Annotated in this window: 21 protein-coding genes; 15 read left to right on the forward strand and 6 right to left on the reverse strand. The window is 39.9% G+C overall.

Annotated features, from left to right (window positions below):
- Positions 1–148: 148 nt before the first annotated feature.
- Together ADA55_RS06345 and ADA55_RS06350 are read right to left on the reverse strand one after the other, a co-directional pair.
- A complete protein-coding gene (locus tag ADA55_RS06345; RefSeq protein ID WP_048680736.1) occupies positions 149–1,216 on the reverse strand; it encodes an AI-2E family transporter in 1,068 nt (355 codons plus the stop codon).
- Between the two features lie 501 nt (positions 1,217–1,717).
- Entirely contained in the window at positions 1,718–2,986 is a 1,269-nt protein-coding gene (locus ADA55_RS06350) for an L-lactate MFS transporter (RefSeq protein ID WP_048680739.1), read from the reverse strand.
- 643 nt (positions 2,987–3,629) lie between these two features.
- Between ADA55_RS06350 and ADA55_RS06355 the strand changes: the two genes are divergently transcribed.
- Entirely contained in the window at positions 3,630–4,718 is a 1,089-nt protein-coding gene (locus ADA55_RS06355; protein WP_034306982.1) for a branched-chain amino acid aminotransferase, read from the forward strand.
- 38 nt (positions 4,719–4,756) lie between these two features.
- Here ADA55_RS06355 and ADA55_RS06360 read toward each other — a convergent pair whose 3' ends face one another.
- On the reverse strand, positions 4,757–5,443 hold the full coding sequence (locus ADA55_RS06360) for a helix-turn-helix transcriptional regulator (RefSeq protein WP_048680741.1): 687 nt from the start codon (positions 5,441–5,443) through the stop codon (positions 4,757–4,759).
- 138 nt (positions 5,444–5,581) lie between these two features.
- Here ADA55_RS06360 and ADA55_RS06365 point away from each other — a divergent pair, with 138 nt between their 5' ends.
- Positions 5,582–6,469: a R2-like ligand-binding oxidase gene (locus ADA55_RS06365; protein ID WP_048680743.1), complete on the forward strand. Its 888-nt coding sequence runs from the start codon at positions 5,582–5,584 to the stop codon at positions 6,467–6,469.
- Between the two features lie 127 nt (positions 6,470–6,596).
- Positions 6,597–7,808, forward strand: a complete 1,212-nt coding sequence (locus tag ADA55_RS06370) for an iron-containing alcohol dehydrogenase (protein ID WP_048680748.1) — start codon at positions 6,597–6,599, stop codon at positions 7,806–7,808.
- A 125-nt stretch (positions 7,809–7,933) separates the two neighbouring features.
- On the opposite strand, the gene ADA55_RS06375 is transcribed toward ADA55_RS06370, so the two are convergent.
- Positions 7,934–8,188 (reverse strand): alpha/beta-type small acid-soluble spore protein, encoded by a 255-nt coding sequence (locus ADA55_RS06375; protein WP_048680751.1) that lies wholly within the window; start codon positions 8,186–8,188, stop codon positions 7,934–7,936.
- A gap of 135 nt (positions 8,189–8,323) precedes the next feature.
- Between ADA55_RS06375 and ADA55_RS06380 the strand changes: the two genes are divergently transcribed.
- The 8 genes from ADA55_RS06380 (at position 8,324) to ADA55_RS06415 (ending at position 19,921) form a co-directional block, all read left to right on the forward strand.
- Complete coding sequence (locus ADA55_RS06380) at positions 8,324–9,058, forward strand: YqcI/YcgG family protein (protein WP_048680755.1); 735 nt, start codon at positions 8,324–8,326, stop codon at positions 9,056–9,058.
- 172 nt (positions 9,059–9,230) lie between these two features.
- Positions 9,231–9,857, forward strand: a complete 627-nt coding sequence (locus ADA55_RS06385; protein WP_048680759.1) for an FMN-dependent NADH-azoreductase — start codon at positions 9,231–9,233, stop codon at positions 9,855–9,857.
- Positions 9,858–9,974: 117 nt separating this feature from the next.
- Positions 9,975–11,771 (forward strand): oligoendopeptidase F, encoded by a 1,797-nt coding sequence (pepF, locus tag ADA55_RS06390; protein ID WP_048680910.1) that lies wholly within the window; start codon positions 9,975–9,977, stop codon positions 11,769–11,771.
- 232 nt (positions 11,772–12,003) lie between these two features.
- Positions 12,004–14,250, forward strand: a complete 2,247-nt coding sequence (locus ADA55_RS06395) for an AAA domain-containing protein (RefSeq protein WP_048680765.1) — start codon at positions 12,004–12,006, stop codon at positions 14,248–14,250.
- A 281-nt stretch (positions 14,251–14,531) separates the two neighbouring features.
- Positions 14,532–15,530, forward strand: coding sequence for an LLM class flavin-dependent oxidoreductase (locus ADA55_RS06400; RefSeq protein ID WP_048680768.1), 999 nt, complete (start codon positions 14,532–14,534; stop codon positions 15,528–15,530).
- A gap of 93 nt (positions 15,531–15,623) precedes the next feature.
- The gene (locus ADA55_RS06405) at positions 15,624–16,646 is read left to right on the forward strand and encodes an LLM class flavin-dependent oxidoreductase (protein WP_048680773.1); all 1,023 of its coding nucleotides are present in this window, start codon (positions 15,624–15,626) and stop codon (positions 16,644–16,646) included.
- 93 nt (positions 16,647–16,739) lie between these two features.
- Entirely contained in the window at positions 16,740–18,488 is a 1,749-nt protein-coding gene (pabB, locus tag ADA55_RS06410; RefSeq protein WP_048680778.1) for an aminodeoxychorismate synthase component I, read from the forward strand.
- A gap of 101 nt (positions 18,489–18,589) precedes the next feature.
- Positions 18,590–19,921, forward strand: coding sequence for a D-serine ammonia-lyase (locus tag ADA55_RS06415; protein ID WP_048680914.1), 1,332 nt, complete (start codon positions 18,590–18,592; stop codon positions 19,919–19,921).
- 197 nt (positions 19,922–20,118) lie between these two features.
- On the opposite strand, the gene ADA55_RS06420 is transcribed toward ADA55_RS06415, so the two are convergent.
- Positions 20,119–20,298, reverse strand: a complete 180-nt coding sequence (locus tag ADA55_RS06420; RefSeq protein WP_048680783.1) for a hypothetical protein — start codon at positions 20,296–20,298, stop codon at positions 20,119–20,121.
- 479 nt (positions 20,299–20,777) lie between these two features.
- Positions 20,778–22,172: a PLP-dependent aminotransferase family protein gene (locus ADA55_RS06425; protein WP_048680786.1), complete on the reverse strand. Its 1,395-nt coding sequence runs from the start codon at positions 22,170–22,172 to the stop codon at positions 20,778–20,780.
- Between the two features lie 135 nt (positions 22,173–22,307).
- On the opposite strand from ADA55_RS06425, the gene pdxS reads away from it, so the two are divergent.
- The 4 genes from pdxS (at position 22,308) to ADA55_RS06445 (ending at position 25,448) form a co-directional block, all read left to right on the forward strand.
- A complete protein-coding gene (gene pdxS, locus ADA55_RS06430) occupies positions 22,308–23,195 on the forward strand; it encodes a pyridoxal 5'-phosphate synthase lyase subunit PdxS (protein WP_034306956.1) in 888 nt (295 codons plus the stop codon).
- A 4-nt stretch (positions 23,196–23,199) separates the two neighbouring features.
- Complete coding sequence (gene pdxT / locus ADA55_RS06435; RefSeq protein WP_048680918.1) at positions 23,200–23,796, forward strand: pyridoxal 5'-phosphate synthase glutaminase subunit PdxT; 597 nt, start codon at positions 23,200–23,202, stop codon at positions 23,794–23,796.
- Between the two features lie 144 nt (positions 23,797–23,940).
- Complete coding sequence (locus ADA55_RS06440; protein ID WP_181151560.1) at positions 23,941–24,687, forward strand: SDR family NAD(P)-dependent oxidoreductase; 747 nt, start codon at positions 23,941–23,943, stop codon at positions 24,685–24,687.
- Between the two features lie 173 nt (positions 24,688–24,860).
- A complete protein-coding gene (locus ADA55_RS06445) occupies positions 24,861–25,448 on the forward strand; it encodes a TetR/AcrR family transcriptional regulator (RefSeq protein WP_048680793.1) in 588 nt (195 codons plus the stop codon).
- Positions 25,449–25,527: the final 79 nt, after the last annotated feature.

A 25,527-nucleotide genomic window follows, 5' to 3' on the forward strand; every position in this document is an offset into this window, starting at 1 on the left:
AACACCCCGTAAATGTTAGTTTGGTGTCTAACATTTACGGGGCAGTTCAATTCTCTTACTTAAGAGTTGGTCTACAGTCTGAAACGAGTGCTTTTTGTTTTTATTTTCAATCGTTCTTTTAATTAAGTGTGTATACAACTTTTCCTGTTTATGTAACCCTATTCCGTAACTTGTAAAACTTCCTGAAATTCCCTATAATCGTTTTTACTACGGAATAGGTAGGGATGGCGATTAAAATGCCAATGAATCCGTATATTGATCCAGCAGCAAGCAGCAATAGGATAATGGTAAGCGGGTGAATGTTAAGCCGTTTACCCATTATATTCGGTGTAACCAAGTGCCCTTCGACCTGTTGAACGACAGTAAGGACAATGAGTACCTTCACTGCCAGCCCAATGTCTTGCTGTAAGGCAATGAAAAGGGCGGGGATGATGCTTATTAATGGACCAAGGAATGGTACAACGGTAAAAATCATGGCGAATAAGGCCAATACGAGTGCATAATCGAGACCGATAATAAGGTAGCCAACATACATCAAAGTCCCTATGACGATTGATATGATGAATTGACCGATAATATAAGTTGAGAGGGCTTTATCGACGTCTTTTAAAATTGTGTTCCCCTCTGATTCTACATCGTTCGGTATGTATTTTAATAGAAATGGTCGTAATTTATCTCCATCCTTCAAGAAATAGAATAAAATGAATGGTGTAATGACCAATACTGTTAATACACTAGTTATCGTGGATAAAATGGTATTGACATTCACGATGAGTTTTTCCGAATAATCTTTCAAATGCGTGACCGCTTTTTCTTTCAACTCCTCCATATTTACCATGCCAAAATCATTTTTTTCAATCATGACTTCAGATTCTTTAGAGAATTCCTTGACTTTACTGGGGAGGTTTTCAGATAATTTTTGAAATTGGTCAACGATTACAGGACTGCCAAAGTAACCTACCATCCCAATTATGCTAAATATAATCAAAAACACGGTGAAGATGCTAGCTGACCTCGGGATAAATTCAGTTAACAAGTTAACGACCGGCCGTAATATATAGTATAAAAGCCCAGCCGCAATTATAGGAAAAAACATGGCAGCAATGATTTTTTGCAGCGGCAGCAGAACATAATCAATCTTACCCAGTAAAAAAATAATTAAAATGATCAAAATTATCGCGCAAGCATATTTGAAAAACGGTTTATTGATCCACAAGACAATCCCCCCTAATTCCATCTCTTACTTGATTCCCTGATTTAGCTTAATGTTAAACTAAATAACTTGTTCTAATTGTTTGGTGTAAAATGATCATTCAACTTTTTTCGATATGGCTGACCAGAATTAAATGGGAATACAGTCTGTTAATATAGCGGCAAGCAAACAAAAACATGACTTTCACTGAAATATGAAAGTCAACTTTTAAAAATATTTGGTCACTTTGATTTTTACCTGTCCTCACGTTCATAAGTCGATAAGCCCAATAAATGCATTTCCTAGACTACTGCGGTTAAGTTTACGCAATGCGCAAAACTGCACCAGCTAGAAATCCTGCTGGGATGATAAATCGTAAAAAGTTTCAAAAAGATATCGATCCGGAAGATATCCGAAAGTTTTTAAGAGCAGCCGCCGGTTAGGCCAAAACAAAAAAGGCATCACCAAGGTAAATTCCGGTTATGGAAGTTTACTTGATCATGCCTTTTTATAAAGGTTATTAAATTAGGATATTTTACTTAATGTGTTCGTTGCGCCTTGTTTCTGTTCTCTTTGCATTTTTTTGATGTCCAGACGCAACCAGATGGAAATGGCGAATGCTATCGCAATTAATGCTGCGAAAACATAGAATACCGGGATATAACTGTTCGTACTTTCCCTGATTGCGGTAACTAACATAGGTCCGCAAACTCCGCCTAGAGACCATGTAGTTAAAAGGTAACCGTGGATGGCCCCAATTTCCTTAGTTCCAAATAAATCCCCGGCAAACGCAGGGAGATTTGAAAATCCTCCTCCGTAACAACTCACGACCAGCAAGATGAGTCCTTGGAACAATAGTGTATTTGTAGTGGTAGGAAGTAAAAGGAACGCCCCGATTTGAATGATGAAGAAAATGACGAAAACATTTGGACGTCCAATATAATCAGATGCTGCTGCCCAGCCAAGTCTTCCTCCGCCATTAAAGATTCCCATAATACCAACTAATGTTGCTGCACCTGCTACAGACAGCCCGACAACGTCTTGAGCCATAGGTGAAGCTACCGAAATCATCATGATCCCTGCACTTGTATTGATCAGTTTCATGGACCATAACATCCAGAAGTGTTTAGTTTTAACCGCTTCTTTTGCAGTTAATTGCCTTAGGTCTTTCTTCAGTTCTTTCTTACCGGACTCAATATCTTTCTTCATTCCTTCAGGTAGCCAGTTGGCTTTTGGAGGTGCAATATAGGATGCCCCTAAGAACATCAGTATGAAATAGCCTGCGCCTAAAATATAATATGTAGTATAAATGCCAACGGATTCCATAAGGCTTGCAGCGACTGGGGCTGTAATGAGAGCTCCGGCACCGAAACCTAATACTGCCATTCCTGTTGCCAATCCCCTGCGATCTGGGAACCATTTGACTAAAGTGGATACTGGTGAAATGTACCCAATCCCCATACCAAGTCCACTTAACACCCCATATGTCAATAGGTAAAGCGGAAGTGAATCGACCATTACCGCTAAACCGGAACCGGCTTGTCCTAATCCGAATAATACGGCAGCGACCATAGCTGACTTCCTTGGACCATTTTTTTCTACGAATTTGCCAAAGAAGGCAGCAGAAGTTCCTGCAAGCGCCATCATTATTGTGAATGCTAACGTTACTTCAGTTTCTGACCACCCCATGGTCTCGACTAATGGTTTTTTGTAAACGCTATATGCGTATGCACCGCCAATGGAAAGGTGAATGGCGATGGCGGATAAAGCGATTAACCATCTGTTTTTTGTCATGTTGTTACCCCTTTTCGTTAAAGAATAAGAAAGTTGCATGCGTTTTATCTATAATATATCGTTTTGCATGCGTTTTATCTATCTCGTGGGATAAGTATATAAGAATATTATTTAGTAGTAAACTACTAAATTGAAATTCATGTAAAATTTTCCTCTGTGCTTAGAGTTGGGAAAAAACACTTTATGGATTCGGATTAAAAATGTTATATATTCTAAGGCTTTTAATATACATATAAGGTTTGCAGGTATTGCTTTGGTGCATTATTCACGAATCTGCCAAAAGTCTTTTCATTTATCGATTTTCCTGGTTACAAAAAGGGAAACGATTGAATTTACTCTTAAGGTGCGATGAACCAGAATTATTCTCATTGGCTTTATAGTGATTATTTTGATAAAATTAATCTAATATTCAAGACATATTAGCGTACCACTCGGAATTGATATTTTTAGTGGTTTCAGGAATAATTGATTCTTTTTTCAGGTATCATAGTCTGGAAATCAAAGAAAAACCAATTTATTTTAAAAAATTCCGAAAATTTCGTCTTAAAGGCTTGAACTATGATTCCTTATAGGAGTAAACTAATGAAAGATAGATTTTATGGAAGTGAAATCTTGTAAATTTAATCAACAAGGGGTTTTGGTAATGAAGGAACATGACATGCAAATCACGCTTAGTACAACAAAGAAAGAAAAACCACAAGCGGACCAGCTTGAGTTCGGTAAGCAGTTTACCGATCATATGTTTATTATGGATTACACACAAGGGCAAGGGTGGCATGATCCAAGAATTGTTCCTTATCAACCGCTCTCATTGGAGCCGTCAGCTATGATTTTTCACTATGGTCAATCCGTTTTTGAAGGATTGAAGGCATATGCAACACCTGAGGATGAAATTATCTTATTCCGTCCGGAAAAGAATTTCCAACGCTTAAATAGTTCGAATAGCCGATTATGCATACCGGATGTCGACGTTGATTTCGCGTTGAAGGCCTTAAAGACTTTAATTAGCGTTGATAAGGATTGGGTTCCCCAGGCAGAAGGGACATCTTTATATATCAGGCCATTCATTATAGCTACTGAGCCTTATCTTGGAGTATCTCCATCGAATAAGTATCAGTTCATCATCATCATGTCACCAGTGGGATCGTATTATAAAGAAGGCATCCATCCAGTTAAAATTGCAGTGGAGTCAGCTTTTACACGTGCAGTTAATGGAGGTACAGGTGAAGCCAAAACGGGCGGTAATTATGCATCGAGCCTAAAAGCCCAGGAAGTATCCGAAAAGATGGGTTATGCTCAAGTTCTTTGGTTAGACGGAGTGGAGAAAAAATATATCGAAGAAGTTGGAAGCATGAATGTTTTCTTCAAAATTAATGGTGAAATCATCACCCCTGCTTTAAATGGAAGCATCCTTCCGGGTATTACTCGTGATTCCATTATAGAATTGCTGAAACATTGGGGTCTTCCCGTGTCGGAAAGACGCATCTCGATGGAGGAAGTCCATGAAGCCTATAAATTGGGTCACTTGGAAGAGGCCTTTGGAACGGGAACAGCCGCGGTCATATCACCAATTGGTGAATTTTTGTGGAATGGTGAAGAAATGATTGTTCAAAGCGGAGAAACGGGCGAACTTTCCAGAAAGCTTTATGATACACTGACTGGTGTCCAAACAGGTAAAGTCACAGACGAGTTGAGCTGGACTACGAAAGTTGAAGAAAAAGTGACTCAATGATACTTAAAAAAACCTTCTTTGAAGGTTTTTTTTTGCTTTCAGATAATCATTTTGTGCCTTATGGCAACTGCGACGGCCTCGGTCCGATGATTCACTCCCAATTTCCTGATAGCAGAAGAAATATGATCTCTGACAGTAAATTCACTAACGCTCATTTTTGGTGCCATTTGCTTTAATCCCATCCCATTCGCTAAATATTGAAGGACCTCCACTTCACGTTTGCTTAGAAGGTAAGTGGGAGGGGCGGAATCGAATGTTGAACTGACAGCCAGTTTCAAATAATGGGAAAGCTTCATTAAATAATTCTTGGTAACGGGCTCGTTGGCGTGAATGGGGTCAACCAACACTATACCGATGGCCAAGTCATTCACAATTATCGGAATGATTGCCAATGAAGAGATGGAAAATCTTTTAACGTATTTTGCAGGGATGGAGGATTTCGCATGCTGAATGGTTAAGTATATGGGCTTGTTATGGATGACTGCTTGGTGGATCGGGTATATATCATGAATATTTTCTCTAACATTATGTAATGAAAAAGTATCTTCACTTGTACATGCACAAATTCCTTCACCCATTCCTGTTAAACATGAGTAACTGAATAAAGATGCTCGTTGAAATGAAAAAAAATCCACACAGCCCTTTACGATCATTTGTGATTTATTTGCCATATCTTTTTGTTGGGAAATCTTTTTTACATGATTCATCAGAGTTTCCTCAAGCATTCGACTTAATTCCTCCCTACATTTTCAGTACTAGGATAAATGCTACTAATATCTTACAATATAATGAAAACTCTTACAAATTTAAAAATCCTTAGAGATTCAAAAGTTTAAAGTTCATAATTTCAAGGAGGCATTACCATGAAAAGAAAGAGTTTAACGACCACAAGCAGGAGTTTTAGAGAAGATACCCTACCATTTAAACTTTACCAAAAGGCAAAGAAATTCGGTATATGGAATCCTCGAGACATTGATTTCAGCCAGGATAAAGAAGATTGGAAGTCATTTACTGACATTGAAAGGGAAGTGTTATTACGGATCATTTCCCTTTTTCAGGGCGGGGAAGAAGCCGTGACTTTGGATTTGCTGCCGCTAATAATGACGATAGCCAAAGAAGGCCGGATCGAAGAAGAAATGTACTTAACGACATTTCTGTTCGAGGAAGCGAAGCATATGGAGTTCTTTCGCTATACATTAGATCAAATTGGTGAAACGGGTGATTTGACGGTGTATCACTCAGACACTTATAAATCGATTTTTTATGAAATATTGCCTGAAACGATGGAGAAACTTTTAACCGATCAATCACCAGAAGCCTTGGCAGAAGCAGCCACTGTTTATAATATGTTTACCGAAGGCGTTCTTGCAGAAACTGGATATTTCGGGTTCTATCAGACTCTCGAAGCTAATAAAATGATGCCTGGTTTATTAAAAGGTGTGGGTTTTTTGAAGAAGGATGAATCACGCCATATTGCATATGGAACTTTCCTGCTGCAGCGAATCATTAGTGAACATCCACATATCTTTAAACAGGTTGAAAAGAGGATGGAGGAGCTTTCACCACTGGCCATCACGTTAAATACGGAGGGATATGATCGGTTAGGAAATCCTTTTGGTAATGACCAACAAGCTGTATTGAATTTTACCCTGAAACAATTATCAGTGCGGATGGAGATATTAGCCAGGGCAAAAGGGAAAGGGATTGAAGAAATCTATCAAAGTAATGAAAAGGAATATGGGGTTTTGTAATGCTGAAATAAGATACAAGCATACTGCGAGTTTACATTCGTTAATGGATGGCCGTCAGGAACTTGAATGCAGCGTATGAAGGATCTTAAACTCCGAATATTGACTATTAAATCCGAGGTGAAACGATATGAAGGTAAATGCTCATTCGAATTTTTGGTTAAGGTCTTCGGTTTACAGTGGCACTAACACTCGTTCACTCATACCGGGCCTATTCAATGGTCTCGGGGCAAGAAGGATTCTGCTCGTGAGTGATGCTGGCTTGGAAAATGCAGGCGTCGTTAAAAAAGTTGCCGAAACTTTTGAACAGCAGAAATTGGGTGCCAAAGCTGAAATAGTTGGACAGTTTCTGGGTGTAACACAAGACGCAGCGAGTAAATGTGTAAACGAAGCATTGAAATATGCACGCGAAGTTCATGCCGATGCCATCCTTGCCATTGGTGGAGGGAGCGTCATCGATACCTCAAAAGCATTGAAATACGGATTATATAAAGGAATTACGGATATAAATGATTCAATACCAAGCGGTTTTCTATATGAGGGTTTTCCAAAAGCACAATCCATGAATATCCCGCATATTTCCGTAGCCACAACAGCAGGAACCGGTTCTGAAGTGTCCCCGATCGCAGTCATATATAATGAACATAAAAAAGTCAAAATGAATATTTACAATGTTTTTTTAAGTTCGGATGTTGCGATTCTAGATCCCGAGTTAACAGTCGGACTGCCGTCTGACATTACGGCGTTTACTGGTGCCGATGCATTGACACATGCAATTGAAGCGATCATTTCACCTGCTGCGACATCAATAACCGATGCATATGCATATCAGGCCATTCGAGTTATTGAAAGAAATTTACCGAGGGCCGTAAATGATGGAACGAATATTGAGGCTAGAATGGAAATGCTGCATGGAAGCATGATGGGAATCACTGCATTTTGTAGTGCATTGAATGCGATTCCGGTTCATAATTTTGCCCACGCATATGGGGCGTTATTCCGTATTCCGCATGGACTGGCAAATGCCGTATTATTACCGGTCGTCATGGAATCAATCCCGGATTTATATCTTCAAAAGGCCCATTTGATAGCTGAAGCCTTTAGTGTGAAAATACAGGATGAAGATTCAAAAAGGATCTTAGCGAAAGTGGTAGAAAAGCTACGTGTTTTCCTATCTGGCCTTGGGCTGCCTTCCGACTTCAGCGCCTATGAAATTAACCAGTCGGATATGGAAAGAATTCTGAAAGCAGTAATGACCGATCCAGCTGCCGCTAATTACCCGATGTCGGAGGAAGTAATAATGTCAGTTGTTTCAAGAGTTTCACCCGTGAAAATTAACTGATACTAAAAAAGCCAGCCTGTAAAGGTTGGCTTTTATTGCGTTGTAACGTGTTAAGCCCCAAAATTTTTCATTCAAACAGTTCATTTCGTTATCTGATGTCTAAGAACAACAGTGATAGACTCTGGTTAATGTTTTTTTCCTAAGTTTTCCTGTGCCATCTTTATAAGTTCCTTGACCATGCCTCCGCCTAACTTTCCCCCTATTTTTCCATTCTGCTTGGATGTCAGTTCACCGTTATAGTCTTTTTTCAACGGTACGCCAATTTCTTTTGCTACTTCAAACTTTGCCTCTTCGGAATTCTTTGTACCAGCGATTTTGGCTTTTAAATCATCAAGGCCTTGTCGAGCTTCAGATACTAATATTTTCCTTCTCCTTGCCATTCAGCAACACTCCTCCTATTTTTTTCTTAGGTTATCCTAATGAAATGAAAATGATAAACCTGATTTGCAATTCGAAGAAGTTTTAGTTTATTTAAAGCGGGTAACATATAATAAAACGATTTAAGGAGAAAAATGATGCTGACTGCGAGTTCAAGCTTGTTAACAAAAGAAGATATGACAAATCCCGATCGAGTGCCGCAATGGCTGATCAAGGAATATCAAACATTCCATGAAACAGTGACCGATAAAACCTTTCCTTGTTATTTTGGTATGAAAGCTGAAAATAAAGGGGAACTTCGTTATGCTTATATCACACAGGAAGATTGGTCCAATCTCCCAAAAGCAGTGGAAAGCTTTCTTGATTTATTTCAGGAACCACCATATATAAGACATGGCCTTTTCGTTTTTATGGAGCCTGAATCGATGGAGGGTGATATAGAATTTTACCGTAAAAGGTTTTGGGAGATCCTGCAATACCTGCATCAAGAGGATGTAAAACCTTGGCCAATTGAAAAGCCGAAAGATCCGGATCATTATTTATGGGACTATCATTTTGCCGGGGAACCAATCTTTGTATTTGGTAATGCACCTGCTTATAAACAGCGTAAAACTCGCGATTTAGGAAATAGCCTCGTCCTTGGTTTCCAGCCCCGGATGATCTTTGAAGGCTTGGAAGGAACGGAAAAAGGCGGAATCATGTCGCGTGAAAAGGTCCGGGAACGAGTGGAGAAATGGGATAATCTCCCGAAGCATCCTGATATCAGTCACTTTGGCGATGTAAATCATAATGAATGGAAACAATTTTTCATAGGGGATGATATAGAACCGATAAAAGGTAAGTGTCCCTTCCATCATAAACAATTAACGTAACCGTGAGCAAATTGCTCTCGGTTTTTTTGCGTTTGAAAATAATAAACTTAATCCTTGCCTTATTGGATTTTCAGTTTTATAATGTGAAAGTAGAAATTGCAGTTAATTCGAGATATATGGATTAAATGCTATTTTTATAAAACATACAAAATTAACAATTGGGGGAACGAAAATGTCTAAAGTATTGTTTGTTAAATCAAATGACCGCCCAGCGTATCAAGCTATCAGTGTCAAAATGTATGAAACGTTTTTGAACGCATATAAGGAAGCAAATAGTAGCGATGAAATAACTGAATTGGATTTATTTGCACTGAACTTGCCTTACTACGGAAACACTGCAATCACTGCCTTATATAAACGCAACCAAGGCTTTGAATTGACTGAAGAAGAAGTGGAAATTGCTGATATCGTGCAACAATACTTGAATCAATTCCTTGCTGCCGATAAAGTAGTATTTGCCTTCCCGCTATGGAACGCAACGGTTCCGGCACCATTGGTAACTTATATTTCTTATCTTGCCCAAGCGGGAACTACATTCAAATATACTGCTGAAGGTCCAGTTGGTTTAGCTGGAGATAAAAAAGTGGCTTTACTTAATGCACGCGGATCCGATTATGCATTGCCTGGAATGGAAGCTGGCGAAATGGCTGAGAAATACGTAACGATGAATTTAAACTTATGGGGCATTAAAAACCCAGAAACGGTCGTAATCGAGGGACATAATCAATACCCAGATCGCTCACAGGATATCGTTGCAGAAGGATTGGCGAAAGTTGCTGAAACTGCAGCAAAATTCTAATTTTTAAAAAGGTAAACCAGTATGTATTTTTAGCATACTGGTTTTTCTATGCAGATTTTTCTGAAAGTCGATTATAATAAAGGGTAAGCTATAAGCATGAAAGGAAGTGCAGACGGTATGCAAACGTTTAAATCACGTGACGAAATAAAGATAGAAGAAACTTGGAATTTAAAGGATATTTACGAAGATCAGGCTAATTGGGAAAAAGATTATCAAGAAGTCATGAAGATGACAGAAAAATTAAAAACTTATGATGGCCATATTCAGTCAGCTCAAGATTTATTCGAGTATTTACGGTTAAGTGAGGAAGTTGGGTACATTTATAACAAATTATATGTATTTGCCATGCTTCAAGCCGATTTGGATACACGGGTCACCTCATCACAAGCATTGCTGGATCGAGCTGGTAAGTTAGGGCAGAAAATAAGTAATGCTTCTGCATTCTTCATGCCGTTTCTTCTAAGCTTGGAAGAACAAACATTAAAAGGGTACATAAATGAAGTCGAGGGTTTGAAATATTTTGAAGAGGATCTACTGGATTCCTTCCGCTATAAAGCTCATGTATTAACGAAAGAACAAGAAGAGGTGCTTTCCCAAATAGGCGAAGCCTTTTCAGCTCCACAAAAAACGTTCGGAATGATCAACAATGCGGATATAAAATTTGGGGAAGTTACGAATGAAGACGGCGAGAGGGTAGAGCTGACGCGAGGAATGTATTCCAAATTGATTGAAGATGATGATCGGGATAAAAGAAAAGAGGCTTATTTCGCATATTATCAGCCATATGTACAATTGAAGAATACAATCGCTTCCACACTTGCCACGGCAATCAAAAATAATGTGAATCTTTCAAAGCTGAGAAATTATCCATCTGCCTTGGAAAAATCATTATTTGGTGATCAAGTTCCAAAAGAGGTTTATGATAATTTAATTATGTCTACTAAGCAAAATATCGGACCCATGCATAAATACATTCATTTAAGAAAAAAATTGCTGGATGTAGAAGAATTGCGTGCTTATGATTTAAGTGTACCACTAGTCGAAGGGGCTAAAGAGGAGATTTCTTACGATGATGGTTTTTCTTTGATGGTGGAGGCACTAAAGCCACTTGGCGAAGAATATATCACAATCCTGAAAACCTTTAAGGATAACAGGTATATCGACGTCAGGGAAACACCTGGAAAACGTTCAGGTGCTTACAATTTAGGACTTTATGGTGTTCACCCTTTCATCCTATTAAATCACCGTGATGATTTAGACAGTGTATTTACACTTGCACATGAATCTGGACATGGCATGCATTCATACTATAGTTCAAAATACCAACCGCAAATAAGTGCTGGGTATTCCATTTTTGTCGCTGAAGTTGCTTCAACTGTGAATGAAATCCTTTTGATTCGCCATTTAATTAAGACAACAAAAGACGTACAAAAGAAAAAACATTTACTTAACCATTTCATAGATAGTTTTAAAGGAACATTCTTCACACAAGTGATGTTTGCGGAGTTCGAAAAGATTGTACATGAAAAAGCTGAAAATGAAGAACCTCTAAATGCCGAGGTTTTTAATACAGCCTATGAATCGATATTTCGTGCATATAATGGAGATGAAATAAGTTTCGATGAAGAAGTGAAGTATGGCTGGTCACGCATCCCACACTTTTATCGTCCGTTTTATGTCTATAAATATGCTACTGGTTACGTTTCAGCCATTACGATCGCTGATAAGATCCTTTCTGGGGACAAAAAAACACTTGAAAGTTATTTGACTTTCTTGAAAAGCGGGAGTTCCGATTTCCCATTGGAGCTGCTTAAGAAAACAGGCGTAGATTTAACGAAACCTGATCCGATCGAAAATGCAATGAAGATTTTCAGTGATCTCGTCGACCAATTCAGTGAGTTGACAGAAGGCTAATCTAAACCATTTCTTCCAAAAGAGCCCATGGTAGGATGTTATAAAAAATGCTATAGTTAAAACATTGGCGTATGAAAGGCCCAATCAATAGATTGGGCCTTATTTTATATGCAAAAGAAACAGGTAATTCGCGAAAAAAGTCATGATGACAGCGTTATTTTCAACATCGGAGCCTAGCCAATGGGCCAGTTTCTTTGTACTACAATGGCATATTTTGTGAGGAAAGTGGAAAATGAATTCGACAGTTAATTATATAAAAGAATGGCAGCAGGCACTTCAACTTGAAATCCTGCATTTGAAAAAATATGGCAGCACAAAATACTTGGTTTCGAACGGGCATCTGCTTACAAGCGACGGTTCCTTCAACTATTATTTTGAAACAGGTTCATCGGTAAAAATCCCTGTCGGTTCCCTCGTTCGACTTGAATGGGGAGGGATTAAACAGGATGGAAGGATCCTCTCATCGGAAGGGAAAAGTATAATCATTGTTTTTGATCGCTCGTTAGGCGATATCATCGGTGAAGCCTTTTTATTCCATGATCCCTGGGAATTGCTGGAGCAATTGATCATCCGCTTGGATGAAATCAAGAGAAGTAAAAGGAAAAGGCTTCGAATCAAGCGCCTGATGGATCCGTCCATGCCTCAAAAACATCCTTTAACTGAAAAACAAAGCAGTGTGAAAGAATTATATGCCCGCTCGAAGTTCAATCCTGTCACTTATGTTTGGGGACCGCCTGGAACAGGAAAAACCTATACTTTGGCTCGTACAGTAGCCAATCATTATTTACAAGCTAAAAAAGTTCTGGTTTTGTCCCATAGCAACCAGGCTGTCGATGTTTTGATGGCTGAAATTTCATCATTCATTAAAAAGAAAGATCGTTTCAAAGAAGGCGATGTGCTTCGCTATGGATCTCAAATCGGTGAATCACTAGCTATCCATGATGATATTGTTACGGGGCAATTATTAGGTAAACATGAACCGACATTAATTAAAGAAAAAGAAGAACTTGGCGAAGAGAAACGTCTTTTAAAATATGACTTGGCAGGTTCCTTCAGTAAAAGGGATACAGATCAGTTAATTGAGATAGAGAAAAAGCTGGCCAAAGTATTGGAGAAAATCCGCCAAAAAGAGATTCAATTCGTAAAAGAAGCAAAAGTAATCGGGACGACCTTAGCTAAAGCCGCAAATGACGAAACGGTTTATCAAAAGGAGTATGATCTGGTCATCTTGGATGAAGCGAGTATGGCTTACGTTCCTCAGGTGGCTTTTGCTGCAGCGTTAGCCAAGCATATTATCGTTTGTGGTGATTTCAAACAATTGCCGCCCATTGCTTCGGCTCGTGATTCCCTCGTGAAACTTTGGCTGAAGGAAGACATATTTCATCGGGCCGGTGTCGCCCAGTCTGTTGAAGAAGGAGAACTCCATCCCCATTTATTCCTATTAAAGGAACAGCGCCGCATGCATCCGGATATTTCGGCATTCACTAATCGTGTCGTCTATAACAATTTTGTCGGCGATCATAAAAGTGTTGCGACTAGCAGGGAGGGCATAATGCTGGCGGAACCGTTTGCCAATAGGGCAGCGGCACTTCTTGATACTAGCCTAGCGGGGGAATATTGCATCACTGAACGGACATCCCACTCGAGAATGAATTTATGGCAATTGCTTTTATCTTTTCAGTTGATTCATGAAGCTTATGTGGGCGGTTCAAGGTCAATTGGTTATGTCGCCCCATATCGTGCCCAGGCAGAATTGATGGAAAAACTATTGGATGACTTATATGAAAAAGAACGGCAAACTGCGGATATCATCGCTGCAACTGTACATCGTTTCCAGGGAAGTGAACGTGAGATGATGATCTTTGACACAGTAGATAGTTATCCGCAAAACAGGGCTGGAATGTTATTGACAGGTAGAGAAAGTGAAAGGCTGATTAACGTGGCCATAACAAGGACTAAGGGTAAGTTCGTACATGTATGTGACACTTCGTTTGTTAACAAACACGTTTATCGCAGTAAAACACTTCGTCAGCTTGTCGATCACCAAATTCAAAATGATCAGATTGTATCAAAGAAAGACATTGGAAAATGGGTTAAACATCAGCACCCGAAATTACGATGGATGCATGCCCGTAAATTGGGGGACTTTCAGGAAGATATTGAATCAACAAAACATGACATAGTTATCGCTGTACCGGATTTGAACAGTTTGTCAGAAGAATGGCAGCAATATTTAATGAGACGGAACCCTGCAGTGAAATTGACGATCATATCAGCAAAAAGAAATCCTGATATCAACTCGGATCATTTTATTTGTTCCCCTGTTTCCTTTTCGTTTATTATCTTGGATAAACGAGTTGTCTGGCTAGGTTTGCCCGTAGAGTCCAATAATCGGGTCCAGCCCCCATATATAGCGGCTCGTTTGGATTCAAAAATCATGGCAGATGAATTACTATCTCAATTCAAAAAAAGTGAATAGCTTTGAAAAGCCCCTTAAAAGGGCTTTTCTTTTTTACATATATCCCTAAAAAAGACCTCGATAGAATAAGTGACGACCATTTGAGCCACTAGCGTCCCTGATGTATTAAAACAAACACCTCGCTAGAATATACTATTCACTTATACTCCCCAATTTTAATTCAACTCCTTATATTTTTTGCTAAAGGCAGCAAACTAAAATAACTAAGCAAGCGTTTCAGGCGACTTTCAAATAGTTATGATTTACTATTAAGTTACGAAAGACAAGAAAGGGGGGATAAAATGAAACTTGGCATTTTGGATCAATCCCCGATTGCATCCGGACAATCAGCACAAGAAGCTTTGCAGGCTTCACTTCAACTAGCGCAAGAAGGAGATAGGCTGGGTTATAGCAGAATCTGGTTAACTGAACATCATGATCTGCCTGGCTTGGCCTGTTCCGTTCCAGAGGTTTTGATAAGCTATATTGGTGCACAAACAAAAAATATCCGGATTGGATCAGGGGCAGTGCTGCTTCCACATTATAAGCCATACCGAATAGCAGAGACATATAATATGCTAGCCACACTTTTTCCAGGCCGGATTGATATAGGAATGGGACGTGCTCCTGGTGGATCTGCCGAAGCAACGATGGCCTTATCCGATAATTTCCTTCAGAATGTATACAAAATGCCCGAACTTGTTCAAGAATTGTTGAATTTTCTAAGAAATGAGTTTCCGAAAGAACATCCGTTTTCAAATGTCTCTGCTGCTCCTATCCCAATGGTATCCCCTGAACCATGGATATTGGGAACAAGCGGGAAAAGTGCAAAACTTGCCGCTGAGAATGGAACTGCATACGCGTTTGGTGAATTCATGAGCGAAAATGATGGCGTGCAGAGTTTTAAACAGTACCGTGAGCACTTTCAAACAAAAGGGATACTCAAAGCACCTAAAACGATTATTACGGTATCGGCCATTTGTGCTGAAACGGAAGAATATGCGAAAGAAATCGCCCTCAGCAACACCCTATGGAAAATTCAAAGTGGACATGGGGAAAGAAAGCCGGTTCCAAGTATAGAAGAGGTAAGGAATCATGAATGGACTGAAAAAGAAAAAACACAAATGGAAACCATGCATAAAAAACTGATTTTTGGTACCCCTTCACAAGTTAAGGATCGGCTATTGAAGATTCAGGAGAAATATCAGGCAGATGAGATCATGCTGATAACCATCACTCATACGTTGGAGGATCGGCTTAATTCGTTTCGTTTGATTGCCAGGGAAATCCTTAACAGTTAATCCCCTTAAGCATTTTATGTGCATTTTTTGTGTATTTTCTATATGATGGCTTTGCGTCCGATTTATCATAATTGAAAGAAAGAAGATGAAGATATGAATGCTGATCAACATGCAAAAAAACTTGGCGACATTTCTTTTTCCGTTCTGGACCTGGCTTCTATTGTTGAGGGTGGTACAGTTTCGGGAGCTTTTAAAAATACAGTAGAATTAGCTAAACATGCGGAGCAATGGAATTACAACCGTTTCTGGGTAGCGGAACATCATAGCATGCCTGGGATTGCAAGCTCTGCAACATCAGTGCTTATAGGTTATGTTGCAGGCAGGACGGAAAGAATTCGGGTGGGTTCTGGAGGCATAATGCTACCGAATCATGCACCGCTGGTTATCGCAGAACAATTTGGAACATTGGAAGCAATGTATCCTGGCAGAATAGATTTAGGACTGGGGCGTGCTCCCGGAAGCGACCAATATACAGCAATGGCACTTCGGGGTGATGTACGTAATAACGGTCAGGATTTTCCTGAACAATTGGCGCAGCTCCGCAGCTATTTAGATGCGGATTCTAAACATAATCGTGTTCGCGCCATTCCTGGAGAAGGGCAGGACATCCCGATTTGGCTGCTTGGTTCAAGTGGGTTCAGTGCTGCATTATCAGCACAGCTGGGATTGCCATTTTCATTTGCAAGCCATTTTTCACCTGAAAATACTCAACCAGCTTTAGCCCGCTACCGCAATAATTTCCAACCATCCGACGTTCTGGATAAACCTTATGTCATGGTTGGTATCAATGTTTTTGCTGCCGATACTACGGAAGAAGCGCAAAGGATTGCTACATCTTACCAACAGCAGTTCTTGAATTTGATACGGAACACACCCGGTCAACTGGCTCCTCCAGTTGATACGATGGAAGGCCTTTGGACAGAATATGAAAAAGCCATTGTCATGAAGCAGCTGAACGCTTCCATTATAGGTAATCCAAAAGAGGTAAAAGAGCAGTTACAGGCATTTTTAAATGAAACACAGGCGGATGAAATGATTATAAACTCTGCCATTTATGATCAGGATGCACGCCTTCGTTCTTATGAAATCATTGCAGAGGTTACTGGAATGAAATAATTGTTAAAGAATGAGCTTGCAGATCCCGTGTCTGCAAGCTTTTTTATAAAAATACATACCGATTGGCTTCATTAACAAAGTTAGGAGAGAGTAATGAAACGAGAAGATCCTTTATCCTTAATATTTCACTTCACAGATAAACAAGGTGACAGCAGGCCACTATATTTTGCGAATCCGAAAAAAGTGATCACCGCCCATTCAATTGATGATGTCCTTCCCCAATTCCAAAAAGTGCAGGAAGCGATCGAACAGGGGAATTATGCAGCGGGATATGTTTCCTATGAAGCGGCACCTGCTTTTGAACAATCCTTTAAAGTAAAAGATGGAGCCAAAATGCCATTATTATGGTTCGGGATTTTTGATAAACCGGAAGAGGAAATACCTGAAAAAATGACCGGGGCTTTTAATTTAGGTGAATGGCAATCAGAAACGGATTCAAATGCCTATCGTTCTGGATTTCAAAGAATAAAATCAGAAATCAAGAAAGGCAACACATACCAAGTCAATTATACGATGCGTTTGCAATCCCAGTTCGAAGGAGATGACTTCGCTTTTTTTGAACGTTTGAAGAGAGCCCAACGCTCGAACTATAGTGCATATTTGAATGTGGGTTCACATCGAATCCTTTCGGCTTCACCCGAGTTGTTTTTCCGTTGGGAAGATGGTCAGCTGATTACTCGGCCAATGAAGGGGACTGTAAAGCGGGGAACGACACTGAAAATGGATCAGCTTAATGCAGACTGGTTAGCAGCCTCGGAAAAGAATCAAGCTGAAAACTACATGATTGTAGACCTGCTCAGAAATGATTTGGGAATGATTGCAGAACCAGGAAGCGTCAAGGTTCCACAGCTAAAGGCAATTGAAAAATATCCGACCGTTTGGCAAATGACATCCACGATTACGGCCGATACGAATCCAGGAACAACAATCATTGATATATTCAAGGCTCTTTTTCCTTGTGGATCGATAACAGGGGCACCTAAAATTAAAACGATGGAGATCATCGCTGATATCGAGAATTCACCACGTGAAGTTTATTGCGGTGCCATCGGGTTTATCACTCCTGAATCCGAAGCCGTTTTTAATGTGCCGATTCGTACGGTCGTGATCGAAAAGGAAACAGGGAAAGCCGAGTATGGGGTTGGCGGGGGGATCACTTGGGATTCCGAGTTATCGGAAGAATATGACGAAGCCTTTTTAAAAGCCAAATTATTGACGGTGGAAAGGCCTGCTTACAAACTATTGGAATCGATAAAGCTCAGCGATGGCGAATATTATTTGTTGAATGATCATATCGACCGGATGAAACAATCCGCTGAGTACTTCGATTATCGGTTCTCTGAATTGTATCTTAGAGATCAACTCCAAAAGTATGCGGAAATAAATCATGGGACGTTGCAAAAGGTAAGGGTACTACTACATGAAAATGGTGAAATTGAAGTTTTGGGACAAGCAATCAAGCCCCTTGGTCCAGAATTCACGGCCATACTGGCTGAAGCTCCAATATCAAGTGCAAATCCATTTCTATTTCATAAGACCACCAATCGTGATGTCTACGAAGGCTTTCAAATGAATAATCCCGACTTCCAGGATGTTCTGCTTTGGAATGAAGAAGGATTCATCACCGAATTCACGAACGGAAATGTAGTGGTGAAGATAAATGGTGACCTCTATACCCCTCCGGTGGAATCAGGTCTGCTTGCTGGAACATTTCGTCAAGAATTGATCAGGAAGAAGGAAATCAAGGTAAAAAACATTTCAAAGGCAGACCTCAATATTGCTGAGGAAATTTGGTTCATTAATAGTGTGCGAGGGAAATTAAAAGTGAATTTAACATTCTAAGCTGATAATTCGTAAAAAAGTGAAAAATGTAATCTTTATTGCAGTTTGTTGAGTTATAGTAGATGATGAATACTACATTTCCGGAAGGGACTGCTGTGGAGATGCATAAAATCGCAGGTTTATCGATTAACGCATGGAAAGCGAAAGATCCTGTACTTAATAATGTGATGAAGATGAATGAAGTCTTCTGGACGAATCCGCATTACGGTAACAAACAAGAAAATCCAATCGTCAAAGCTGAACAAGTTAAATCGGCTGAAGAAAGATTGAATAGATTTGCCAACTATATAATTAAAGCATTTCCAGAAACCGAACCAATGAAGGGTATCATTGAATCACCCCTAGTCGAGATTCCTTTCATGCAAAAAAACTTGGAAAAATCCTATGGAACTAAAATTGCGGGAAAACTTTTGCTGAAATGTGACAGTCATTTACCTATATCAGGTTCAATCAAGGCACGCGGAGGTATTTATGAGGTCTTAAAACGTGCTGAGGAAATAGCAATGAAGCATGGCGGTTTAAAGCGGACTGATAATTATGGAGTACTTGCGAGTGATGAATATAAGGAGCTTTTTTCAAAATATTCGATTGCTGTCGGTTCAACCGGCAATTTAGGAATGAGTATTGGAATAATAAGCGCGAAGCTGGGATTTAAAGTAACGGTCCATATGTCTGCAGATGCCAAACAGTGGAAGAAGGATAAATTAACAAGTCTGGGTGTCATTGTAAAGGAATATGATGATGATTATAGTAAAGCTGTAGAAGAAGGCCGTAAAGAAGCATCACTTGATCCCGATTGCCACTTTATTGATGATGAAAATTCCATGGATCTGCTGCTAGGTTATGCGACGGCTGCAACGCGCCTGAAGAAACAATTGAAGGATATGTCCATTACAGTAGATGAAGATCATCCTTTGTTTGTGTACTTACCATGCGGAGTCGGCGGCGGGCCCGGCGGCATAACATATGGGCTCAAGTTAGCCTTTGAAGATGATGTACATTGTTTTTTTGCAGAGCCGACACATTCACCATGCATGATGCTAGGATTGATGACAGGCCTTCATGACAAAGTTTCGGTTCAGGACTTTGGTATCGATAATAAGACTGAAGCGGATGGTCTTGCAGTAGGAAGGCCTTCAGCATTGGTTTCCAGTATGATGACGACCATGTTAAGCGGCAGCTATACCATAGAGGATAGAAGGTTATTCGAATTGCTCAAGGAAATGGCAGAGACGGAAGGCCATTATTTAGAGCCATCTGCCCTAGCAGGAGCATTTGGTCCGATACAACTTTTGTCAGCTCCAGAAGGAAGGGAATATCTTATGGATCAAAAACTGTTGGATAAAATGAACCAGTCGACGCATGTCATCTGGGCGACCGGCGGGAGCATGGTACCAAAAGATATGATGGAACTGTATTTATCTAAAAGTTAAAAAAATCCACAAGAGTGAAATTCTCAGATTGCAGGCAAACTCCTAGAAAATTGAGTATGCCTGCATTTTTTGTTTTTGAAAAACCTTTCGGTCGTTTTCAGCCATAACCGTTTTTCGTCCAACCGCGCTTTATTTGACCGCCAAGACATCATCCGGACCCCGGAGCATACTTTGCGGTCCGGATGATTCCGTTCCCTTTAGGTCGACGGCCTGCCAAAAACCCTCACCGCGAGCATCAAGCGGGGTCTTGGCTCAAGACATTCAATGCAAATTTCATCACAAAGAAAGTCTTGTATTAAAATCATGGTAATCATCCCGATACAATCGTGAGAGGGAATCAGGATGAGCCCATTCCGAACTCCTTTTGGCATTTCCATTGAAATATCTCCTAAGTTAAGAAATTGGGGCTCTACAAACCACTATGTAAAGCCACTTTTGGACCTAACCATGTCCAATTGGCCATATTCTTTAAATTAATGGCAGAAAAATAAGCAGGGTATGCATCGGCTTACAGCAGCCCTACGCATACCCTGCTTTTCTTTTGCATATACGAATACACGCTCAATCGTTTTTTTATGTTTCGCATATATAGGTTTTACATCCTAATAATGACGCTAATGATCTGCATCTTCCACGATATGCTTGTCAGAAATGTCGTGTCACTACTAAAAGCGCGTCTAGGGGAGACCCCCGCAGGCGAAGCCGGGGAGGCTCCCCGACCGCCCTCGGAAAGCGAGTGCCTGAAGTGGAAATCAACGTTCAATATGTACAAGCTAAAAAAACTGTAGACAAACTCGATTTTATTCGAAAGTTTGTCTACAGTCTGTGAAGTTCAAAACAGTGAACTTCTTTTTATTTATAACCCCCATGAGTTCAATAAAAGGTGAATGGCTTTTTCCAATTCGGATTCAGGAATCCCCGCAAAGCCCAATATAATTTTTGGAGGATGTTCGTCAATTTTCTCGATTGAATATGTTGATAATCCATAAATTTTAATATGGTCTTCGTTTGCCTTTTGAATAAGTGTCTGTTCATCCATGCCGTTCTTGACGATGAGGACGATATGCAAACCTGACCGCTCTCCAATGATTTTTATTTGTTGATATGGTTTAAATAGATCGATCACTTTATCCAACTTCCGACGGTACACTTTCCTCATGCGATTCAAATGCTTTTCGAAATCACCTTCCTTCATGAACTGTGTCAACACATGCTGATCAATCCGAGAAACGGTTGAATGGTAAAAAGACAATTCCTGTTGGTGCATTTGTAACAAAGGAGCGGGAAGAACCATATAACTGATCCGAATTGATGGCATCAATGATTTGGAAAATGACCCTAAATAAATCACCTTATCACCAGCATCCATACTTTGTAAGGAAGGAATTGTTTTTCCACTATAACGAAATTCACTATCATAATCGTCTTCGATAATATAGCGGTTTGCTGCCCCTTGAGCCCAGTTCAACAATCGCGTCCGTCTGTTAACGGATAGGATCGTCCCATTGGGGAAGTGATGTGAGGGAGTGACATACACAACGTCGATCTTTGAATCTTCAATTTGGTTCACCTTTACGCCTTCTTCATCAATTTGCAGTGGATGGACTTCATTTGGGTAGCTGCGTAAAATCCGATGAATCAAGTGATACCCAGGATCTTCAACACCATAGATGGCATTTTTATCGAATAGTAGGACAAGCTGCTGCAATAAAATTTCCATTCCTGCACCAATGATGATCTGTTCTGGAACACATTGTACACCACGTGCATGATACAAATAATGGGCAATTTCACATCGTAATTCATATTCCCCTTGAGAATCCCCAAGTAAAAGAAGATCTTGATGTGATTCATCGATTTTGCTTTTCATGTATTTTCTCCATTTTTCAAATGGGAAATGTTCCGTGTCAATTTGGCTGGGATGAAAATGATATAGCAATTCCCCTTCTTTATGATTGCTTTGTTCCAAGGATACTTGGTTAGTTTGTGTATACTCTAAATCCTCGAATGTTTGAATATAGTACCCTTTTCTTGGTATGACTTCAACGTATCCTTCAGCAGTCAATTGTTCATATGCAGTCTCGACAGTATTTTGACTTATTTGAAGGAACTCTGCCAATTTCCGTTTGGAAGGCAGTTTTGTGCCGTAAAGAAGACGGCCATCAATAATTTCTTTTTTAATATATGAATATAATTGTTCGTACAAAGGTACTTCACTTAACCGATTTAAATCACAAGAAAGCATATTCATTTTGTTGCCACCTTTTTGAAAAAAAATTACTGACCCTATTAAATTTATTAAAACTGACACTTTCAATGCGGTCAACTCTTTTTTATACTAAGCCTAACAAATCTAAAAAATGCAAATATTAGGGGGAAGAAAAAAATGGAAAAATTATTAGGAACTGACACAGTAAAAAGAGGAATGGCACAAATGCAAAAGGGTGGCGTAATCATGGACGTCATTAACGCAGAACAAGCAAAAATCGCAGAAGCATCCGGTGCGGTCGCTGTCATGGCTTTGGAAAGGGTTCCTTCCGACATCCGTGCGGCTGGCGGCGTAGCAAGAATGGCAGATCCGCGAATTGTCGAGGAAGTAATGAATGCAGTGTCAATCCCGGTCATGGCTAAAGCAAGGATTGGCCATATCGTTGAATCAAGGGTCCTGGAATCCATGGGAGTGGATTATATCGATGAAAGTGAAGTGCTGACTCCTGCGGATGAAGAATACCATATTCTAAAAAGTGATTTCACAGTACCTTTCGTTTGTGGCTGCCGTGATTTAGGCGAAGCTGCGCGCCGTATTGGTGAAGGAGCATCCATGCTTCGTACAAAAGGAGAACCAGGAACAGGTAATATTGTGGAAGCTGTGCGTCATATGAGAAAGGTACAGTCACAAATTCGCAAAGTGAGCATCATGAGTGATGATGAATTAATGACAGAGGCAAAAAATCTTGGAGCCCCTTTTGAAATTTTAAGAGAAATCAAACGCACAGGTAAATTGCCTGTAGTTAACTTTGCAGCCGGCGGAATTGCCACTCCAGCAGATGCTGCATTGATGATGGAATTGGGAGCAGATGGCGTTTTCGTTGGGTCTGGTATTTTTAAATCTGAAACTCCAGAAAAATTCGCATCCGCAATCGTTCAAGCGACTACATATTTCACCGATTATGAATTGATTGGCAAGTTGTCAAAAGAATTGGGCAGTGCAATGAAAGGCATTGATATTTCCAAACTAGCTCCGGCAGAACGGATGCAGGAACGTGGATGGTAATATGATAACGATCGGTGTTTTGGGATTACAGGGAGCGGTTGAAGAACACTTGAACCAAATCAAAGCTGCCGGCGAACAAGCAATTATAGTAAAAAAACCGGAGCAGTTGCAGGAAATCGATGGCTTGATCATTCCAGGCGGAGAAAGCACGACGATGAGGAAGCTAATGGATCGTTATGGATTTATGGAACCGGTCAAAACTTTCTTCGAAGATAAAAAACCAATTTTCGGTACATGTGCTGGGATGGTATTGGCGGCAAATGAATTGACTGGCGATGAGAAGGCCTATCTTGGACTAATGGACATTTCCGTGAAAAGGAACGGATTTGGACGTCAAAAGGATAGTTTCGAGGCTGAACTTTCAATCAAAGGAATGGAAACCCCTTATAAGGCAGTTTTCATCCGGGCGCCATTTGCTGATGGAATTGGAGAAGGTGTAGAAGTATTGGCTGTTTATGAAGAGAATGTAGTGGCTGCAAGACAAGACCATGTCCTCGTTAGTGCGTTTCATCCAGAATTAACAGGTGATGATCGTTTTATGCAGCTTTTCATTGAAATGGTGAAGACATCCGTAAGTAAGGCCGAATTGAAAACCTGCTAATCAAATGAAGCTGTCCTATTAATAGGACAGCTTTACTTTTGAAAGCTCAAAACTCTATAAAACTACATATTGCTTGAATTTACTATTCTTAACTTTTATAATAAAAAGTAAGTGATCACTTACTTAGTTGAAAGGGGAATGTATATGACAGCAAGAGTTGCAGTTATTACAGGGGGAGCAAGCGGTATAGGCCGAGCCACATGCCTGAAATTCGCAGTAAAAGGGGACAGGGTCGTTGTTGCGGATTTTAATGAAGAAATGGGCCGGGAAACCGTTGATCAGATAACAGCTAATGGTGGAGTGGCCATTTATGTTAAAACGGATGTTTCTAAGCAGGAAGATGTTGAATCGTTAATCAATAAAGCAGTGGAAACATACGGAAGGCTCGATATCATGTTTAATAATGCCGGCATTGGTGCGGGCGGTATGATCCTAGACCAAGATATGGAAGGTTACTACAAAACGATTGGAGTGAACCAGCACGGAGTGGCCTTTGGAATCATGGCAGCAGGACGGAAAATGAAGGAACTGGGTAACAAGGGAGTCATTATAAATACCGCTTCTGTGTTTGGCTACTTAGCTTCCCATGGGACTTTTGCCTATCAGGCGACTAAAGGCGCTGTAAGAATGATGACACAGACAGCAGCTTTGGAATTGGGTGCTTATGGCATTCGCGTTGTGGGCATTGCGCCGGGCGGGGTTGACACTCCTTTCATACAAGGTTATAAAGACTTGGGAATCATTGATAAATTGAGTGCAAGTCAAATGCGCGGTGAATTGATTAAGCCAGAAGCCATTGCAAATGCCGTCTATCTATTATCGTTAGAGGAAGCGGATGCGATCAATGGAAGTGTAGTCATGGTCGATGATGGCTATGCATCTTTTAAGTGATTTTCATAAATAGAAAACATCGTCCCAACCAGACGATGTTTTCTATTTATGATATATGGGAATATTGAATTCTAATAGATCAAAGGTAATATTGACCGATTGGTACCAGCGATATATCATGGGAAATAGATGGGTGAAACCGGTCTTATCTTTATAAAAGAAGGTTGATATTTTTGAAAAAAGGGCAGCAAACCAAAGAACGAATCATAAATGTAGCCCGGACTCTTTTTGCCACTAAAGGTTTTGACATGACAAGAACGAATGAAATTGCCTCTGCTTGCAATGTTTCCGAAGCTACTATTTACAAATACTTTGACAGCAAAAAAGATTTGCTTTTGGCTACAATTACCCCTAATGAAAAAGAGGAATCTGAAGATGGGACTAGCCATCTATCCACGGATGATCTAGTGGAGAATCATGTTACTACCATGATAAAAAAAATTCTTGAAAATAAAGAACAGTTTTCGATATTATTTAGGGAAACACAATTCGATCAAGATATTTCAAAGCAATATGTAGATCAGATTTTCAAGCCAAATGCCAGGCATATTGAAATACAGAAGAGAATAGATAGCGGAGAGATACAATATATCTCTGATATTGTTTTATTCAATGTAGGGATCATTTCTTTCACATTGGCTTTATCTACACATTATGAGATCCATCAACAAAAAAAGGAGCCATATTTTACTTCTGAACGAATTAAGAGCATTGCTCAACTTTTGGTATATGGTATTCATGGGAAACAAAATCATACATAATGAAACGGTCATATTTAAGGGCATGAGCATCAAGCCGTAAATATGACCGTTTCTTTTTTCATTCAGAGTAGATGTCCAG

The organism is Bacillus sp. 220_BSPC (assembly GCF_001054655.1).
GTDB lineage: Bacteria > Bacillota > Bacilli > Bacillales > DSM-1321 > Peribacillus > Peribacillus frigoritolerans.

What these genes read in the sequence shown, in the direction of transcription:
- ADA55_RS06385 (WP_048680759.1), top strand. Translation starts at nt 9,231, where the DNA reads ATGTCTAAAGTATTGTTTGTTAAATCAAATGACCGCCCAGCGTATCAA.
- ADA55_RS06405 (WP_048680773.1), top strand. Translation starts at nt 15,624, where the DNA reads ATGAATGCTGATCAACATGCAAAAAAACTTGGCGACATTTCTTTTTCC.
- ADA55_RS06375 (WP_048680751.1), bottom strand. Translation starts at nt 8,188, where the DNA reads ATGGCAAGGAGAAGGAAAATATTAGTATCTGAAGCTCGACAAGGCCTT.
- ADA55_RS06370 (WP_048680748.1), top strand. Translation starts at nt 6,597, where the DNA reads ATGAAGGTAAATGCTCATTCGAATTTTTGGTTAAGGTCTTCGGTTTAC.
- ADA55_RS06425 (WP_048680786.1), bottom strand. Translation starts at nt 22,172, where the DNA reads ATGAATATGCTTTCTTGTGATTTAAATCGGTTAAGTGAAGTACCTTTG.
- ADA55_RS06360 (WP_048680741.1), bottom strand. Translation starts at nt 5,443, where the DNA reads ATGCTTGAGGAAACTCTGATGAATCATGTAAAAAAGATTTCCCAACAA.
- ADA55_RS06415 (WP_048680914.1), top strand. Translation starts at nt 18,590, where the DNA reads ATGCATAAAATCGCAGGTTTATCGATTAACGCATGGAAAGCGAAAGAT.
- pabB (WP_048680778.1), top strand. Translation starts at nt 16,740, where the DNA reads ATGAAACGAGAAGATCCTTTATCCTTAATATTTCACTTCACAGATAAA.
- ADA55_RS06380 (WP_048680755.1), top strand. Translation starts at nt 8,324, where the DNA reads ATGCTGACTGCGAGTTCAAGCTTGTTAACAAAAGAAGATATGACAAAT.
- ADA55_RS06350 (WP_048680739.1), bottom strand. Translation starts at nt 2,986, where the DNA reads ATGACAAAAAACAGATGGTTAATCGCTTTATCCGCCATCGCCATTCAC.
- ADA55_RS06355 (WP_034306982.1), top strand. Translation starts at nt 3,630, where the DNA reads ATGAAGGAACATGACATGCAAATCACGCTTAGTACAACAAAGAAAGAA.
- pdxS (WP_034306956.1), top strand. Translation starts at nt 22,308, where the DNA reads ATGGAAAAATTATTAGGAACTGACACAGTAAAAAGAGGAATGGCACAA.
- ADA55_RS06440 (WP_181151560.1), top strand. Translation starts at nt 23,941, where the DNA reads ATGACAGCAAGAGTTGCAGTTATTACAGGGGGAGCAAGCGGTATAGGC.
- ADA55_RS06420 (WP_048680783.1), bottom strand. Translation starts at nt 20,298, where the DNA reads ATGGAAATGCCAAAAGGAGTTCGGAATGGGCTCATCCTGATTCCCTCT.
- ADA55_RS06400 (WP_048680768.1), top strand. Translation starts at nt 14,532, where the DNA reads ATGAAACTTGGCATTTTGGATCAATCCCCGATTGCATCCGGACAATCA.
- ADA55_RS06395 (WP_048680765.1), top strand. Translation starts at nt 12,004, where the DNA reads ATGAATTCGACAGTTAATTATATAAAAGAATGGCAGCAGGCACTTCAA.
- pepF (WP_048680910.1), top strand. Translation starts at nt 9,975, where the DNA reads ATGCAAACGTTTAAATCACGTGACGAAATAAAGATAGAAGAAACTTGG.
- ADA55_RS06365 (WP_048680743.1), top strand. Translation starts at nt 5,582, where the DNA reads ATGAAAAGAAAGAGTTTAACGACCACAAGCAGGAGTTTTAGAGAAGAT.